We start from the raw sequence: 15,738 nt of genomic DNA, 5'->3' as shown, positions 1-15,738 counted from the left end.
GGCGTTCCTCCTCCGAGCGGTTACGGGATGTCCTGCGTCGTGTGGCCCGCCCGGCGCTCGTGCCGCCGCGCCGGGCGTGGCCGCTCAGGAGATCCCGAGCTCGTTGTTGATGAAATCCAGCACCTCGTCGGCGGATGCCGACTTCAGCCGGTCGGCGGCACCGGTCTCGCGTGTGCCTGAGCCGGTCTCGGTGCCGGAGCCGCGCCAGAGAGCGAGCAGTGCCTCCAGCCGGCGGCCGACCGCGGCGCGCTGGTCCGCGTCCACGTCCTCGGCCGCGACGGTGGCGAGCTGGGTCTCCAACGCCGCCAGTTCGGCCAGGAGTTCATCGGCACCCGGCGATTGTTCGTCGGGCAGCAGCGTGCCGAGCAGGTGCGCGGCGAGCGCGTCGGGGGTGGGGTGGTCGAAGACCACGGTGGCCGCGAGCCGCTGTCCGGTGGCGGTGCCGAGGCGGTTGCGCAGCTCGACTCCGGTGAGCGAGTCGAAGCCCAACTCTTTGAACGCGCGCGCCGGATCGACGGCGGCCGACGATCCGTGGCCGAGCACCGCCGCGACGTTGGTACGCACCATGTCGACGAGTACGGCGCTGCGCTCGGCGGCGCCGAGCGCGGCGAGGCGCGCGGCCAGGTCCGCGCCGCCCGAACGCTCCGCAGGGACAACGGCTTTGGCGGCACGGCGCTGCGGAGTACGGCTCGTCAGGCCGCGCGCGAGAGCGCGGAAGGCTTCTCCCGCGGTCTGTTCGTCCGCCGTCTCGGGCGCGAGGCGGGCGGTGACGGCGAGCGGTACGTCCCAGCCGACGGCCGCGTCGAACAGCCCGATTCCCTGCTCGACGCTCATCGGCACCACGCCGCTACGGGCCAGGCGTGCCCGGTCCACCTCGCCGAGAGAGCCCGTCAGCTCCGAGTCGGTGGCCCAGTGTCCCCATGCCATCGACACACCCGCCGCCCCGCTCGTACGGCGCACACCGGCCAGAGCGTCCAGGAACGTGTTCGCCGCCGCGTAGTTCGCCTGCCCCGCCGTGCCCACCACGCCCGCGAGAGACGAGAACAGCACGAACAGCGACAGGTCCAAGTCCCGGGTCAGCTCATGCAGATGCCACGCGCCATCCACCTTCGCGCCCAACACCGCGCGCACCCGGCCTTCGTCCAGGCCACCGATCAGCGCATCGTCCAGCGCGCCCGCGCAGTGCACCACACCGCCCAACGGCCGTTCCCCGCCAAAGCGCGCGAGCAGCCCGGCCGCCTCGTCCCGGACCGCGACATCACACGCCACGACCTCGACCCGCGCGCCCCCCGCCTCCAACTCCGCCACCAACTCGGCGGCTCCGGGAGCGTCCTTCCCTCGTCGGCTGGCCAGCACCAGATCCCGGACCCCGTACGAGGACACCAGATGCCGGGCGACCAAGCCGCCCAGCAGACCCGTACCACCCGTGATCACCACCGCACTCGCGGCATCGACCGCACGCGGAAGACGCAGCACGACCTTGCCGACATGCCGCGCCTGCGACATGAACCGCAACGCCTCGTCCGCCCGACGTACGTCCCACACCCGCACCGGCAACGGCTCCAGCACACCCTCCGCGAACAACCCCGCCAACTCCCGCAGGATCTCGCCGACTCGCTGCGGGTCCGCCTTCGCCAGGTCGTAGGCCCGGTAGGTCACACCGGGGTGCTCGGCGGCGACGGCCTCCGGGTCGCGGATGTCGGTCTTGCCCATCTCCAGGAACCGGCCGCCGCGCGGCAGCAACCGCAACGACGCGTCCACGAACTCCCGTGCCAGGCAGTCCAGTACGACGTCGACTCCGTCGCCCCCGGTGGCGGTCATGAAGGCGTCCTCGAAGGCCAGGGTCCTGGAGGACGCGATGTGCTCCGCGTCGAAGCCCATGTCCCGGAGGGTGTCCCACTTGCCCTCGCTGGCGGTCCCGAAGACCTCGGCACCCCAGTGCCGGGCCAACTGCGTGGCCGCCATCCCCACACCACCGGTCGCCGCGTGGATCAACACCCGCTGCCCGGAACGCAGTTCGCCAAGGTCGACGAGACCGATCCACGCCGTGAGGAACACCGCGGGGACGGCGGCGGCCTGCTCGAAACTCCAGCCCTCCGGCACCCGGACGACCAACCGCTCGTCCACCACCGCCAACGGCCCGAACGACTCCGGCAGCAGACCCATCACCCGGTCACCCACCACAACACCCGCGACACCGGGCCCGACCTCGACCACGACACCCGCACCCTCGCAGCCGAGCGACTCCTCGGTGCCGACCATGCCCAGACTGACCACGACATCACGGAAGTTGACACCGGCCGCGCGGATCCCGACCCGGATCTGGCCGGGGGCGAGCGGCGCCTCGGCAGCGGGGTGGGGGGCCAGGGCGAGCCCGTCGAGCGTCCCTTCGGAGGCGACCAGTCGCCACGCGCCCTCGGCGGGCGGCACCAACCCCCCGCCACCGGCAGGCGCCCGCACCAGCCTCGGCACCAGCACCTCACCGCCACGCACCGCCACCTGCGCCTCACCAGCCGCCACCGCGACACCGAGCACCGCACCGAGATCCGCGGCCGTCTCCACGTCGTGGTCGGTGTCGACCAGCAGCAGGCGCCCGGGGTTCTCGGCGAGCGCGCTGCGCACCAGGCCCCACACCGGGGCGTGGACGAGATCGGCGACAGGCTCACCGCTGTGAGTGGACACCGCGCCACGGGTGACGAGGACCAACCGCGAATCAGCGAAACTCTGCTGGGCCAGCCACTTTTGAACCAAGCTCAGCACGCCGGTGACAGCGTCGCCGACCGCGCCCGGCACGCCGTCGGAGACTGAGGCCGGGGGCAGGACCACGGCGACCAGCGGCGGCACCGGCTCTGAGGCGGCGGCCAGGGCAGTGAGGCCCGCTGTTCCCGGCACGAGGACGCAATCGGCCGTCGCCGCGTCGCTCTCCGTGGGCATCGCGCGGACCCAGTCCACCCGGAACAGGCCGTCGACCGTGTCCGAGCCGGTACCGCGGAGCTGGTCGCCCGACACCGCGCGCAGCACGAGGGACGTCACCGACAGGACCAGGGTGCCTGCGGTGTCGGTCACCGTCACTGACACCGTGTCAGGTCCCGAGGCTCGCAGCCGTACGCGTACGGAGGTCGCGCCGACCGCGCCCAGCACGACATCGGACCAGACGAACGGCAGCCGGACCGGCGAGCCGTGAGGGTGCTCCAGCAGTACGGCCTGGATCGCGGCGTCGAGCAGGGCGGGGTGGATGCCGAACCGGGCCGCGTCCTTGACCGCGGACTCCGGCAACGCCACTTCCGCGTAGAGCTCGTCGCCGTCGCGCCATGCGGCCCGCAGGCCCTGGAAGGCAGGGCCGTAGCCGTAACCTGCCGCCGCTGCCCGCTCGTAGAAGCCGTCGACCGGCACCGGCTCGGCTCCCGGCGGCGGCCACGCGGTGAGCGTGTCCGGGGTGTCAGGGCTGTCGTCGAGCAACGTGCCGGCGGCGTTACGCGTCCAGGGCCGGTCACCCGGCGCGGCGCTCTCCGCGCGGGAGTGGATGCCGAGTTCGCGCCGCCCGTCTCCGTCGGGCGCGCCGACGGAGACCTGCACCTGCACGCCGCCGCCCTCCGGCACCACCAACGGCACCTGAAGCGTCAGCTCCTCAACCCGCCCGGACCCGACCTCGTCCGCCGCGCGCAACGCCCATTCGGCCAAGGCCGCGCCCGGCACCAGCACGGTCCCCTCCACCCGGTGATCGCGCAGCCACGCGTGCGACGCCAGCGACAGCCGACCCGTGAACACGACCTGATCCGAATCGGCCAGCCGCACCACCGCACCCAACAGCGGGTGATCGACGGCCTCCTGCCCGAGCCCGCTGGGATCGCCGCTGCGGCTGCCCTCACCGGTCAGCCAGTAGCGCTCGTGTTGGAAGGCGTAGGTGGGCAGGTCGACGTGGTGGGCGGGGGTTCCGGCGAAGACGGAGCGCCAGTCGACGGGCAGGCCGCGTACCCAGCCCTCCGCGAGGGACGTCAGGAAGCGCTCCTGGCCGCCTTCGTCCCGGCGGAGGGTGCCCAGGGCGACGGCGTCCGATCCCGCGTCCTCGAACGTCTCGGCCAGACCGACCGCGAGGACGGGGTGCGGGCTGGACTCCACGAAGTACGTGAAGCCGTCGGCGAGGAGGGCCCGGACGGTCTCGTCGAAACGGACTTCCTGGCGGAGGTTGGTCACCCAGTACTCGGCGTCGAGCGTGGTCGTGTCGATACGGCCGCCGGTCACCGTGGAGTAGAACGGAACCTGCGAGGACTGCGGCTCGATGCCGGACAGGGCCTCAACGACCTCGTCACGTATCGCGTCGACCTGCACCGAGTGCGAGGCATAGTCCACATCGATACGACGCGCCCGTACGCCCCCGGCCTCACACGCCGTCAGCAGCTCATCCAACGCGCCGGGCTCACCCGAAACCACCGTGGACGAAGGCCCGTTCACCGACGCAACGGAAATACGACCGTCCCACCGCGCGATCCGCTCACGTACGTCCTCCACAGGCAGCGCGACCGACACCATCCCGCCCCGGCCCGACAACGACCCGCGAATCGCCTTCGCCCGCAACGCCACCACACGCGCCGCGTCCTCCACCGACAACGCACCCGCCACGCAAGCAGCGGCAATCTCGCCCTGGCTGTGACCGATCACCGCACCCGGCTCAACACCCACCGACCGCCACACCGCCGCCAGCGACACCATCACCGCCCACAACGCACCCTGAACCACCACCACATCGTCCAAAGCCCCGTCGCGGATCGCCTCCACCACCGACGACCCCACATGAGGCAACAACGCCGCGTCACACTCCGCCAACCGCGCCCCGAACACCGGCGAAGAGTCCAACAACCCCAACGCCATCCCCACCCACTGCGACCCCTGACCAGGGAAAACAAACACCACCCGGCCGGGGTCCCGCACCGTCGCGCCCGACACCACGCGGGCGGCCGGGGCGTCGTCGGCCAGGGCGCCGAGCCCCGAGACGGCCTCGGCGATGTCCGGGGCCAGCACCACGCTCCGGTGCTCCAAGGCGGTGCGGGACGTCGCGAGGGAGAAGCCGACGTCCGCCGGGGAGTTCTCCGCGCCCCCCGCCTCGACGAAGGCCGCAAGGCGTCCGGCCTGGCCGCGCAGCGCGTCCGCCGACCGCGCGGACACCACCCACGGCACCACCGTCAGCGACCCCAACGGGCCTGCGTCCGGCGTGACTTCGGGCTCGGAGGTCCGCGACGGCTCGGCCTCTTCCAGGATCACGTGCGCGTTCGTCCCGCTGATGCCGAACGACGAGACGGCGGCCCGGCGCGGGCGGTCGCCCGGGGTCCAGTCCTGGGAGTCGGTCAGCAATTCGACGGCTCCGCTCGACCAGTCCACGTGCGGCGTCGGCTCATCCACGTGGAGGGTGCGCGGCAGCACACCGTGGCGCATCGCCTGGACCATCTTGATCACGCCCGCGACCCCGGCGGCGGCCTGCGTGTGCCCGATGTTCGACTTCACCGAGCCCAGCCACAGGGGCAGTTCACCGGCCCGCTCCTGTCCGTACGTCGCGAGCAGCGCCTGCGCCTCGATGGGGTCGCCCAGTGCCGTGCCGGTCCCGTGCGCCTCGACCACGTCGATATCGGCGGCCGTCAGACCGGCACTGTCCAACGCGGCGCGGATCACCCGCTCCTGCGACGGACCGTTGGGCGCGGTCAGCCCGTTCGACGCGCCGTCCTGATTCACCGCGGAGCCCCGCATCACCGCCAGCACCCGGTGACCATTGCGCCGCGCGTCCGACAGCCGCTCCAGCAACAGCACACCGACGCCCTCACCCCAACCGGCACCGTCCGCCGCAGCCGAGAACGCCTTGCTCCGGCCGTCGGGCGCCATGCCCCGCTGGCGGCTGAACTCCACGAAGACCCACGGGGTCGCCATGACGGTGACGCCGCCGGCCAGGGCGAGCGAGCACTCCCCCGACCGCAGGGCCTGCGCCGCCAGGTGCATCGCGACCAGCGACGACGAGCACGCCGTGTCCACCGTCATCGCCGGGCCCTCGAAACCGAAGGTGTAAGAGACCCGGCCGGAGGCGACGCTGCCCTGCGTGCTGGTGACGGCGTAGCCCTCCAGTTCTTCGGGGCGGTCGCCGGTGGAGCCGTAGTCGTGGTGCATGACGCCGGTGAAGACACCCGTCGAACTGCCCTTCAGCGAACCGGGATCAATACCCGCCCGCTCCAACACCTCCCACGACGCCTCCAGCAGCAACCGCTGCTGCGGATCCATCGACAACGCCTCACGCGGAGACACCCCGAAGAACCCCGCGTCGAACTCACCCGCGCCATAAAGGAACCCGCCCTCACGCGCATAACTCCGCCCCGCCACACCAGGATTCGGATCGAACAACTCCCCGATGTCCCACCCCCGGTCCACCGGGAACCCCGACACCGCATCCCCACCCGAAGCGACCAGCGACCACAACTCCTCAGGCGAACCCACACCACCCGGATACCGACACGCCATCCCCACAATCACCACCGGATCGGTGTCACTGTCCGGAGCGGACGCCCGGCCTGCCGCGTCGGCCGGGGCCGTTGCCGCCGCCTGGCCCGGCATGTCGGCGCCCAGCACGAGGGTGCGGAGGAAGCCGGTGAGCGCCTGGGGCGTCGGGTAGTCGAAGACGAGGGTGGCGGGGAGCCGGAGGCCGGTGGACGTGGCGAGGGCGTTGCGGAGTTGCAGGGCGGTCAGCGAGTCGAAGCCGAACTCCTTGAAGCTGCGGCGCGCGGAAATCGTGTCCGGTGTCGGCAACGCGAGGACGGCGGCGGCCTGTTCACGGATCAGATCGAGCAGGAGCCGGTCCTGTTCCTGCGGTTCGAGGCCGGTGAGGCGGTGCCGCAGGTCGCTGGCGCTGTCGGCCGGTGCGGCCGCCGCGGCGGTGCGCCGTGCGCGGACCAGGCTGCGGAAGGCGGGCCGCAGGGAACCGCGGGCGGCCTCGGTGCGTAGGGCGGTCAGGTCGAGCGAGACGGGGACGAGGCACGACGTGTCGGTGGCGGTGGCCGCGTCGAACAGGGCCAGGCCGAGGTCGGCGGCCAGCGGCCGGACGCCGGAGGCGCGCAGCCAGGCGAGGTCGCCGTCGTCCAAGTGGGCGCGCATGCTGCCGGCTTCTTCCCACAGGCCCCAGGCGAGGGAGTGCGCGGGCAGGCCCTCGGCGCGGCGGCGCGTGGCGAGGGCGTCGAGGAAGGCGTTGGCGGCTGCGTAGTCGGCCTGGCCGGGGTTGCCGAAGGTCGCGGCGATGGAGGAGAACAGCACGAACAGCGACAGGTCCAAGTGCCGGGTCAGCTCGTGCAGATGCACCGCCGCGTCCACCTTGGGCGTCAGCACGCGCGACAGTTGGTCGTCGGTGAGGGACAGCACGAGTCCGTCGTCGAGCACACCGGCCGCATGCACCACGCCCGTCAGCGGCCGGTCGGAGGGAATCGCCTCCAACAGCGCGGCCAAAGACGACCGGTCGGCCGCGTCGCAGGCGACGATGTCGACGGTCTCCGCGCCGTCGGCGCGGAGCCGGGCCCTGAGGTCGGCGGCGCCGTCCGTGTCGGGTCCGCGGCGGCTGGTCAGGACGAGGTGCCGGACGCCGTGTTCGGTGACCAGGTGACCGGCCAGGAGCGAGCCGAGGGCGCCGGTCCCGCCGGTGATCAGGACCGTGCCGTGCGGGTCGGCCTCGGTGCGGTGCGGGTCATCGGGGGTGCCGGGCGCCTCGGACGCGGCGCCGGGGGTGGCGCGGACCAGCCGGGGCAGCCGTATCTCGCCCGCGCGCAAGGCGATCTGCGCCTCGTCCCGCGCGACGGCGGTGGCGACGGCCGCGGCCAGTGCGTCCCGGGACGCCGCTGTGTCGTCCGTGTCGACCAGGACGAGGCGGCCGGGGTGCTCGGACTGGGCGCTGCGGATCAGGCCCCAGACGGGTGCCGTCGCCAGATCGGCGACGTCCTCGTCGGTTCCCGCCGCCACCGCACCGCGCGTCAGCACGACCAGGCGCGACGTGCTCAGCCGCTCGTCGCCGAGCCAGGTCTTGAGCACGGCCAGCGCCTCGGCGGTCGCGGCGTGGGCGCGGGCGGGCAGTGCCGCGTCGACCGGCGTACGAGTCGGCGTCGCGCCCTCGTGGCCCGCCGTCCCACTCCCGTCGCCGAGGACACCGTTCACGCCGACAGGCTGCCCGCCCTCGTAGCCCGACGCCCCGCTCCCGTAGCGGTCGCCGTCGCCGTCGCCGTCGCCCAGCGGACCCTTCGCGCCGCCCGGCTCCTCGTGCCCCCACCCGCCGAGCCGTACCAGTGCCGTCTGCGGCGCCTCGATGGCGCCCGCGTCGATCCGGGCGAGCAGTTCCGCGATGTCGGGCACGCCGTCGTCGCCCGTGCCGTGACCGATGGCCAGCCATTCGGCCGCGGGCTCCGCGGTCGCGGCGGGCTGCCAGTCGAGCCGGAAGAGCGCCTGGTCCGCGGGGGTGTTGGCGGGGCCTCCCGCCGGGCTCAACTGCGTCTCGCCTATGGGCAGCAGGGTGAGCGCCTCGATGGACGCGACGGGCGCGCCGGTGGCGTCCGCGAGGGTCAGGGCGACGGTGTCCGGGCCGTCGGGAGTGACGCGGACGCGGACCGCCGAGGCGTGGACGGCGTGCAGAGCGAGCCCGCGCCAGGCGAACGGCAGCCGCAGGCCGTCGACATGGGCCAGCGAAATGTGCAACGCGGCGTCCAGCAGGGCGGGATGGACGCCGTACGATCCGGCGTCGGTGGCCTGCTCGTCGCCGAGAGCGACGTCGGCGTAGAGGTGCTGACCCGACCGCCAGGCGGCGCGGACGCGGCGGAAGGCCGGACCGTAGCCGTAACCGGTCGCGTCCAGGTCCGCGTAGAACTCCTCGACGGGCACCGGCCGGGCGTCGGCCGGGGGCCAGGCGGTGAGGGGTTCGGGAGCGGCGGGCGCCTCGGAGGCGAGGACGCCTGCGGCGTGCCGGACCCAGGGGCCGGTGTCGACGGCTCCGGAGTCGTCGTACGCGTCGGCGCGGTCGGGTCGTGAGTGGATTCGCAGTTCGCGGCGGCCGGTCGTGTCCGGTGCGCCGACGGTGAGTTGGAGGTGGACGCCGTCCTGGCCCGTGAGGACCAGCGGTGCTTCCAGGGTGAGTTCCTCGACCTGGGCGCATCCGGTCAACTCGGCCGCGTGCAGCGCCAGTTCGGCGAAGGCCGCGCCGGGCAGCAGCACCGTGTCAAGGGCGGCGTGGTCCGCCAGCCACGGATGGGTGCGCAGCGAGATCCGGCCGGTGAGCAACAGGGTGTCGGTGTCGGCAAGTTGTACGGCCGCGCCCAGCATCGGGTGCCCGGTCGCGGACAGGCCGAGGCCGTCCGTTCCCGCGCCCGCGCCCGCCGCCGACTCCAGCCAGTACCGCGCCCGTTGGAAGGCGTAGGTGGGCAGGTGGACGCGGCGCCCGTCGGTCGCGGGCAGCAGGCGGGTCCAGTCGACGCCGGGCAGGCCGCGGACCCAGCCTTCGGCGACGGAGGTGAGGAAGCGGTCGGCGCCGCCTTCGTCGCGGCGGAGCGTGCCGAGGGCGAGGGCGTCGGTCCCGGCGTACTCGAACGTCTCCTGCATGGCGGGGGTGAGTACGGGGTGGGCGCTGATCTCGACGAAGAACCGGAAGCCGTCGTCGAGGAGGGTGTGGACGGCGGTCTCGAAGTCGACCGGCCTGCGGGCGTTCTCGAACCAGTAGTCGGCGTCGAGCCCGTGTCCGTCGAGCGCGCCTGCGGTGACGGTCGAGTAGAACGGGACATCGCCCGCGGCGGGCGTGACGTCGGCGAACATCTGCGTGATGCGGTCGCGCAGCGGGTCGACCTGGGCGCAGTGCGAGGCGACGGTGGAGCCGATGACGCGGGCCCTGATCCCCTCGTCCTTGCAGGCGGCGACGAATTCGGCGAGCGAGGTCTCGTCCCCGGCGACGGTCTGCGCGGTGGGTCCGTTGCGTCCGGCCGCGGTAAGGCGGCCGTCCCACGCGGCCAGCCGCTCTTCCAGCGCCTGCGCGCTCAGCGCGACCGAGGCGACGGCGCCGTTGCCGACGAGTTCCTCGCCGAAGAGCGCGCTGCGCAGGACGACGACGCGGACGGCGTCGGCGAGGGTGAGGGCGCCCGCGACGCAGGCCGCGGCGATCTCGCCCTGGCTGCTGCCGACGACGGCGCCCGGCTCGACGCCCGCGGCGCGCCACATCGCGGCCAGGGAAACGTTGACGGCGAACAGCACCGGTTGGAGTACGTCGATCCGGTCGAGCGGCGGCGCGTCCGGGGCGGCGCGCAGCACAGCGGTGGCCGACCAGTCGACGTACGCGGCCGTCTCCCGCTCGCACTCGGCGAAGCGGCGGGCGAACACCGGTGAGGTGTCGAGGAGTTCGGCGGCCATGCCGCGCCACTGGGAGCCCTGGCCGGGGAAGACGAACACGGTCCGGCCGCGCAGGTCGGCCGCGCCGACGACGGCGTGGGGGGTGGGCGCGCCGACGGCGACGGCGGTCAGCGCGTCACGGGTCCCGTCGGGGTCGGCGGCGAGCACGACGGCCCGGTGTTCGAGTACGGCGCGGGCGGTGGCCAGGGCATGGCCGGTGGCGGCCCGGCCGTCACCCGTACTCGCTGGGCCGTCTGCCCCGGCCTCGCCCGTCCAGTCGCGGATACGGGCGGCCTGGGCGCGCAGCGCGGCGGCCGACTGTCCTGACACCGGCCACGGTGCGGGGGCGCCGGTGAGGATCGGGAGCGCCCGCGGGTCCCCGGCCCCACCCTCGGAAGCGGAAACGGAAGCGGGTACGGATGCGGATGCGGATTCGACCTCGACCTCGACCTCGGCCTCGGACGCGCCGGGCGCGGCCAGGGGGCTCGCGGGAGCCTCCGGCTCCGCCTCCTCCAGGATCACGTGCGCGTTCGTGCCGCTGATGCCGAACGACGAGACGCCCGCGCGCCGCGGCCGGTCCCCGCGCTTCCACGCCACCGCTTCGGTGAGGAGCGTGACGGCGCCGGACCAGTCGACGTGCGGCGAGGGAACGTCGGCGTGCAGGGTGCGGGGCAGTTCCTCGTGGCGCAGGGCCTGCACGATCTTGATCACGCCCGCGATGCCCGCCGCGGCCTGGGTGTGCCCGATGTTGGACTTCACCGAGCCGAGCCGGAGCGGCCGGTCCTCGGGGCGGCTCCGCCCGTAGGTGGCCAGCAGCGCCTGCGCCTCGATCGGGTCGCCGAGCGTCGTGCCGGTGCCGTGCGCCTCGACCACGTCCACGTCGGCGGCGGCGACCCGCGCGTCGGCGAGCGCGTCACGGATCACCCGCTCCTGCGAGGGGCCGTGCGGCGCGGTCAGGCCGTTGCTCGCGCCGTCCTGGTTGGTGGCCGAGCCGCGGATCAGGGCCAGCACCTGGTGGCCGTTGCGGCGCGCGTCGGAGAGCCGCTCGACCACGAGGACGCCGACGCCCTCGGACCAGCCGGTGCCGTCGGCGGCGGCGGAGAACGCCTTGCAGCGGCCGTCGGGGGACAGCGCCCCCTGTCGGCTCAGCTCCACGAACATGCCGGGCGTGGACATGATCGTGACGCCGCCCGCGATCGCCATCGTGCACTCGCCCGACCGCAGCGACCGTACCGCCCAGTGCAGTGCGACCAGGGACGACGAGCAGGCCGTGTCCAGGGTGACGGCAGGGCCCTCGAGGCCCAGGGTGTAGGCCAGCCGTCCCGAGGCGACGCTGGTGAGGGTGCCGGTGAGCCGGTGGCCCTCGACGCCGTCCGCGCCGTACTGGAGCTGCGGCCCGTATTCCTGGAACATCGCGCCGAAGAAGACGCCGGTGCGGGTGCCGCGCAAGGACAGCGGGTCCATCCCGGCGCGCTCCACCGCCTCCCACGAGGTCTCCAGCAGCAGCCGCTGCTGCGGGTCCATGGCCAGGGCCTCGCGCGGCGAGATCCCGAACAGCCCGGCGTCGAAGTCCGGTGCGCCGTCGAGGAATCCGCCGTGCCGGACGTAGCTGGTGGCCGCGCGCCGCGCCTGCGGGTCGTAGAGGCGCTCGATGTCCCAGCCGCGGTTGTCGGGGAAGTCGCCGATGACGTCCCGGCCGTCCGCGACGACGTCCCACAGCGCCTCGGGCGAGTCGACGCCGCCAGGGAGTCGGCAGGCCATGGCGACGATGGCGATCGGGGAGTCGTCGGCGTCCGGGTGGTCAGCGGGGGGCGCCGCGGTGTCGTTCCCCGCGGGTCCCGCGTCGAGCAGGGCGGCGCGCAGGTGGCGGGCGAGCGCGGACGGCGTGGGCTGGTCGAAGAGGACGGTGGCGGGCATCGCCACCTCGGCCTGCTCGGCGATCCGGTTGCGGAGCTGGACCGACAGGTGCGAGTCGAACCCGAGGTTCTTGAAGGTCTGTTCGGGGTCGAGCGCGTCCGGCGACGGCTGTCCCGCGACCGCCGCCGCGTGCGCCAGAACGAAGCGCAGCAGCGTCGAATCCCGCTCGGCCGGGCGCAGCGCGGCCAGTCGGGCGGCGAACGACGAGGCGGCGGCGGCCGGTTCGGCACCGAAGTCCCGGTCCTCGTCGTGCTCGGCGTCCCGGACGGTGCGCCGGGCCGGTACGGCGGCGGTTCCCGCGCGTCGCCGACGGCGGCCGGTCGCGGTGTCCAGCCAGTGGCGGCGGCGCTGGAACGCGTAGGTGGGAAGGGCCACTTGGGCCGGGGGCGTGTCGGCGAAGACGGCCTGCCAGTCGACCGGCAGGCCACGTACCCAACCCTCGGCCAGCGAGGTCAGGAAGCGTGCCTGGCCGCCCTGGTTCCTGCGCAGCGTGCCGAGCGCCACCGCGTCGAACCCGGCGTCCTCGAACGTCTCGGCCAGGCCCACCGCCAGCACGGGGTGCGCGCTGGCCTCCACGAAGTAGCCGAACCCGTCCGCCAGCAGCGCGCGTACGGTCTCGTCGAACCGCACCTGCCCGCGGAGGTTGGCGAGCCAGTACGCGGCGTCCAGTTCCCGGGTGTCGAGCCGGCCGCCGGTGACCGTGGAGTAGAAGAGCACGTCGGACGCCACTGGGGTGACGCCGGCGAGGGCGTCCAGCACCTCCTCCCGGATCGCGTCGACCTGGACCGAGTGCGACGCGTAGTCGATGTCGACGCGCCGGGCGCGGATGCCCTCGGCGTCGCAGGCGGCGCGCAGTTCGGCGAGCGCGTCCAGCTCGCCCGACACCACGGTGGACGAAGGTCCGTTGACCGATCCGACGCACAGCCGGTCGCCCCAGCGGGTGAGGCGTTCGAGGACCGCGCCGACGGGCAGCCCGACCGAGAGCATCCCGCCGCGGCCCGACAGCGACGCGCCGATCACCTTCGCCCGCAGCGCGACCGTCTTCGCCCCGTCCTCGACGGACAGCGCGCCCGCGACGCAGGCGGCGGCGATCTCGCCCTGGCTGTGCCCGATGACGGCGCCGGGCTCGACACCGGCGGCGCGCCACACCTCGGCCAGCGACACCATCACCGCCCACAGCGCCGACTGGACGACGACCACATCGTCCAGGGCGCCCTCCCGGATCGCCTCGACCACCGAGCCGCCGAGATACGGGGCCAGCGCCGTGTCGCACTCCCCCATCCGGGCCGCGAACACCGGGGAGGAGGCGAGCAGTTCCATCGCCATGCCCGCCCACTGCGAGCCCTGACCCGGGAACACCAGGGCCACCCGGCTGCCTCCGGCGCGCACCGCGCCGCTCACGAGACCGGCCGCGGGCATGCCGGTGGCGAGCATGCCGACGGCGTCACGGGCCTCCGCGGGTCCGGCCGCGAGGACGACAGCGCGGTGCTCGAACGCCGCCCGGGAGAGGGCGAGGGCCCGGCCGACCGGGCGCAGGCTCGACGGGCCGTCGGCGGCGACGAGGACGGAGTCGGAGTCGGAGTCGGCATCGGCATCGGCGGCTTCGGCGACGGCGAGCAGGCGTTCGGCCTGGCCACGCAGTGCTGCGGCGGACCGCGCGGACACCGGCCAGGGCACGAGGTCGAGTTCACCGAGCGGTGACCGGGTCGCGGGGGCGGCGCCGGGGGCAGCCGCGTCGGGGAGGACGGAGGCCGAGGCCGAGGCCCATTCGCCCACCACCACATGGCAGTTGGTGCCTCCCATGCCGAAGGAGGAGACACCGCCCAGCAGCGGCCGGTCGGCGTCGGGCCAGGCGGTCGCCTCGTCCCCGGTCTGCACCCGCAGGCGGAGGTCCGCCAGCGCGATCTCCGGGTTCGGGCGGCGGTAGTTGAGGCTCGGTGGAAGTGCCCGGTGCTGGACGCTGAGGATGAGCTTGAGCAGGCCGGTCACGCCTGCGGCGCCTTCCAGGTGGCCGACGTTCGTCTTGACCGAGCCGACGGCCAGCGGCGCTCGCGGGTCGCGGCCGGCGCCGAGCACCGTACCGAGCGCGCGGGCCTCGACCGGGTCGCCGACGCGGGTGCCGGTGCCGTGCAGTTCGACGTACTGCACCTCGTCCGGTGCGACCCCGGCCTGCCGGTAGGCGCTGCGCAGCAGGTCCTCCTGCGCCGCCTGGTGCGGGCTGGTGAGGCCGGGGCCGCCGCCGTCGTTGTTGACGGCGCTGCCGAGCAGCACGCAGCGGATCGGGTCGCCGTCGGCGACGGCGTCGCTCAGCCGCTTGAGGACCAGGACCGCGCCGCCCTCACCGCGGACGTATCCGTTGGCGCGCTCGTCGAAGGTGTAACAGCGGCCGTCGGGAGAGAGCGCGCCGAAGGCGGTGATCCGCTCGGTGGTCTCCGGGACGAGGTTGAGGTTCACGCCGCCGGCCAGGGCGACCGCCGACTCGCCGGAGCGCAGGCTCTCGCAGGCGAGGTGGACCGAGACCAGCGAGGAGGACTGGCCGGCGTCGACGGTCAGGCTCGGCCCGTTGAGGCCCAGCGCGTAGGAGATACGGTTGGCGACGAGGCTGCGGTGCAGGCCGGTGAGGGTGTGGGCGGTGGCCGGTCCTGACCGGGCGCTGAGGGTCGCGTAGTCGTCGGCGATGACGCCGAGGAACACCCCGTAGGCGACGGGCTGTCGAGCCGTCTTCCCCGGGTGCTCCGCCGGGGCGGCCTCGGGGGCCCCGGTCCTGGAGGCGGGGTGCAGGGCGGCGAGGCCCGCGTCCTCCAGCGCCTCCCAGCCCAGTTCGAGCGCGAGCCGCTGCTGCGGGTCCATCTGGGCGGCCTCGCGGGGCGTGACGCCGAAGAACTCCGCGTCGAAGCCCTCGATCCGCTCGGCGTCCAGGAAGCCGCTGCGCTGCGGACCGGCCGCGCCCGGACCGCCCGGATCTCCTGGACCGCCCGGACCGCCCGGACCGCCCGGACCGATGTCCGAATCGGCGTCCGGCTCGGCGTCCGCGTCGCCCTGCACGGGCCAGCGCGGGGCGGCGAGTTCGGTCACGGCGTCCGCGCCGCCGCGCAGCAGGTCCCAGAACGCCGTCGGGTCGTCCGCTCCCGGCAGTCGGCAGGAGACCCCGATGACGGCGATGGGTTCGCCCGGCCCGGCGGGGTCGCCGCCGTGTCCGTTCAGCGAATTCCGGTCGGCATTTGTGTCCGCCACCAGTACGTCAGAGCTCCTTCGGAATCCCACGACCCGGGGGGTGATACAGGTCGCACGAAAACGCCAGACTTTCCACCACCTCGGTGGAATGCGGAGTGCGCGTCCCGATCGCCTCGGAATTGTCGCCCTCCGCGCCGTCATCCGTGGTTGCGGACAGGACGGACGTGGACCGGTAATCGATCCCATCAGCGTTCAACTGGCCAGTCA

The 15,738-nt window shown here is 73.8% G+C and carries 1 protein-coding gene; it reads right to left on the bottom strand.

The annotated features are described in order from the left end of the window. Window positions 1–84 precede the first annotated feature (84 nt). Window positions 85–15,531 carry an SDR family NAD(P)-dependent oxidoreductase gene (locus tag ACFZBB_RS30585; protein WP_391129148.1) on the bottom strand — a complete coding sequence of 5,149 codons (15,447 nt, stop codon included), beginning with the start codon at window positions 15,529–15,531 and terminating at the stop codon, window positions 85–87. Window positions 15,532–15,738 lie beyond the last annotated feature (207 nt).

Origin of the sequence: Streptomyces sp. NPDC008139 (assembly GCF_042957025.1) — a bacterium.
In the GTDB taxonomy this organism is placed as follows: Bacteria; Actinomycetota; Actinomycetes; order Streptomycetales; family Streptomycetaceae; genus Actinacidiphila.
This window is presented reverse-complemented; position numbering and strand designations above follow the sequence as displayed.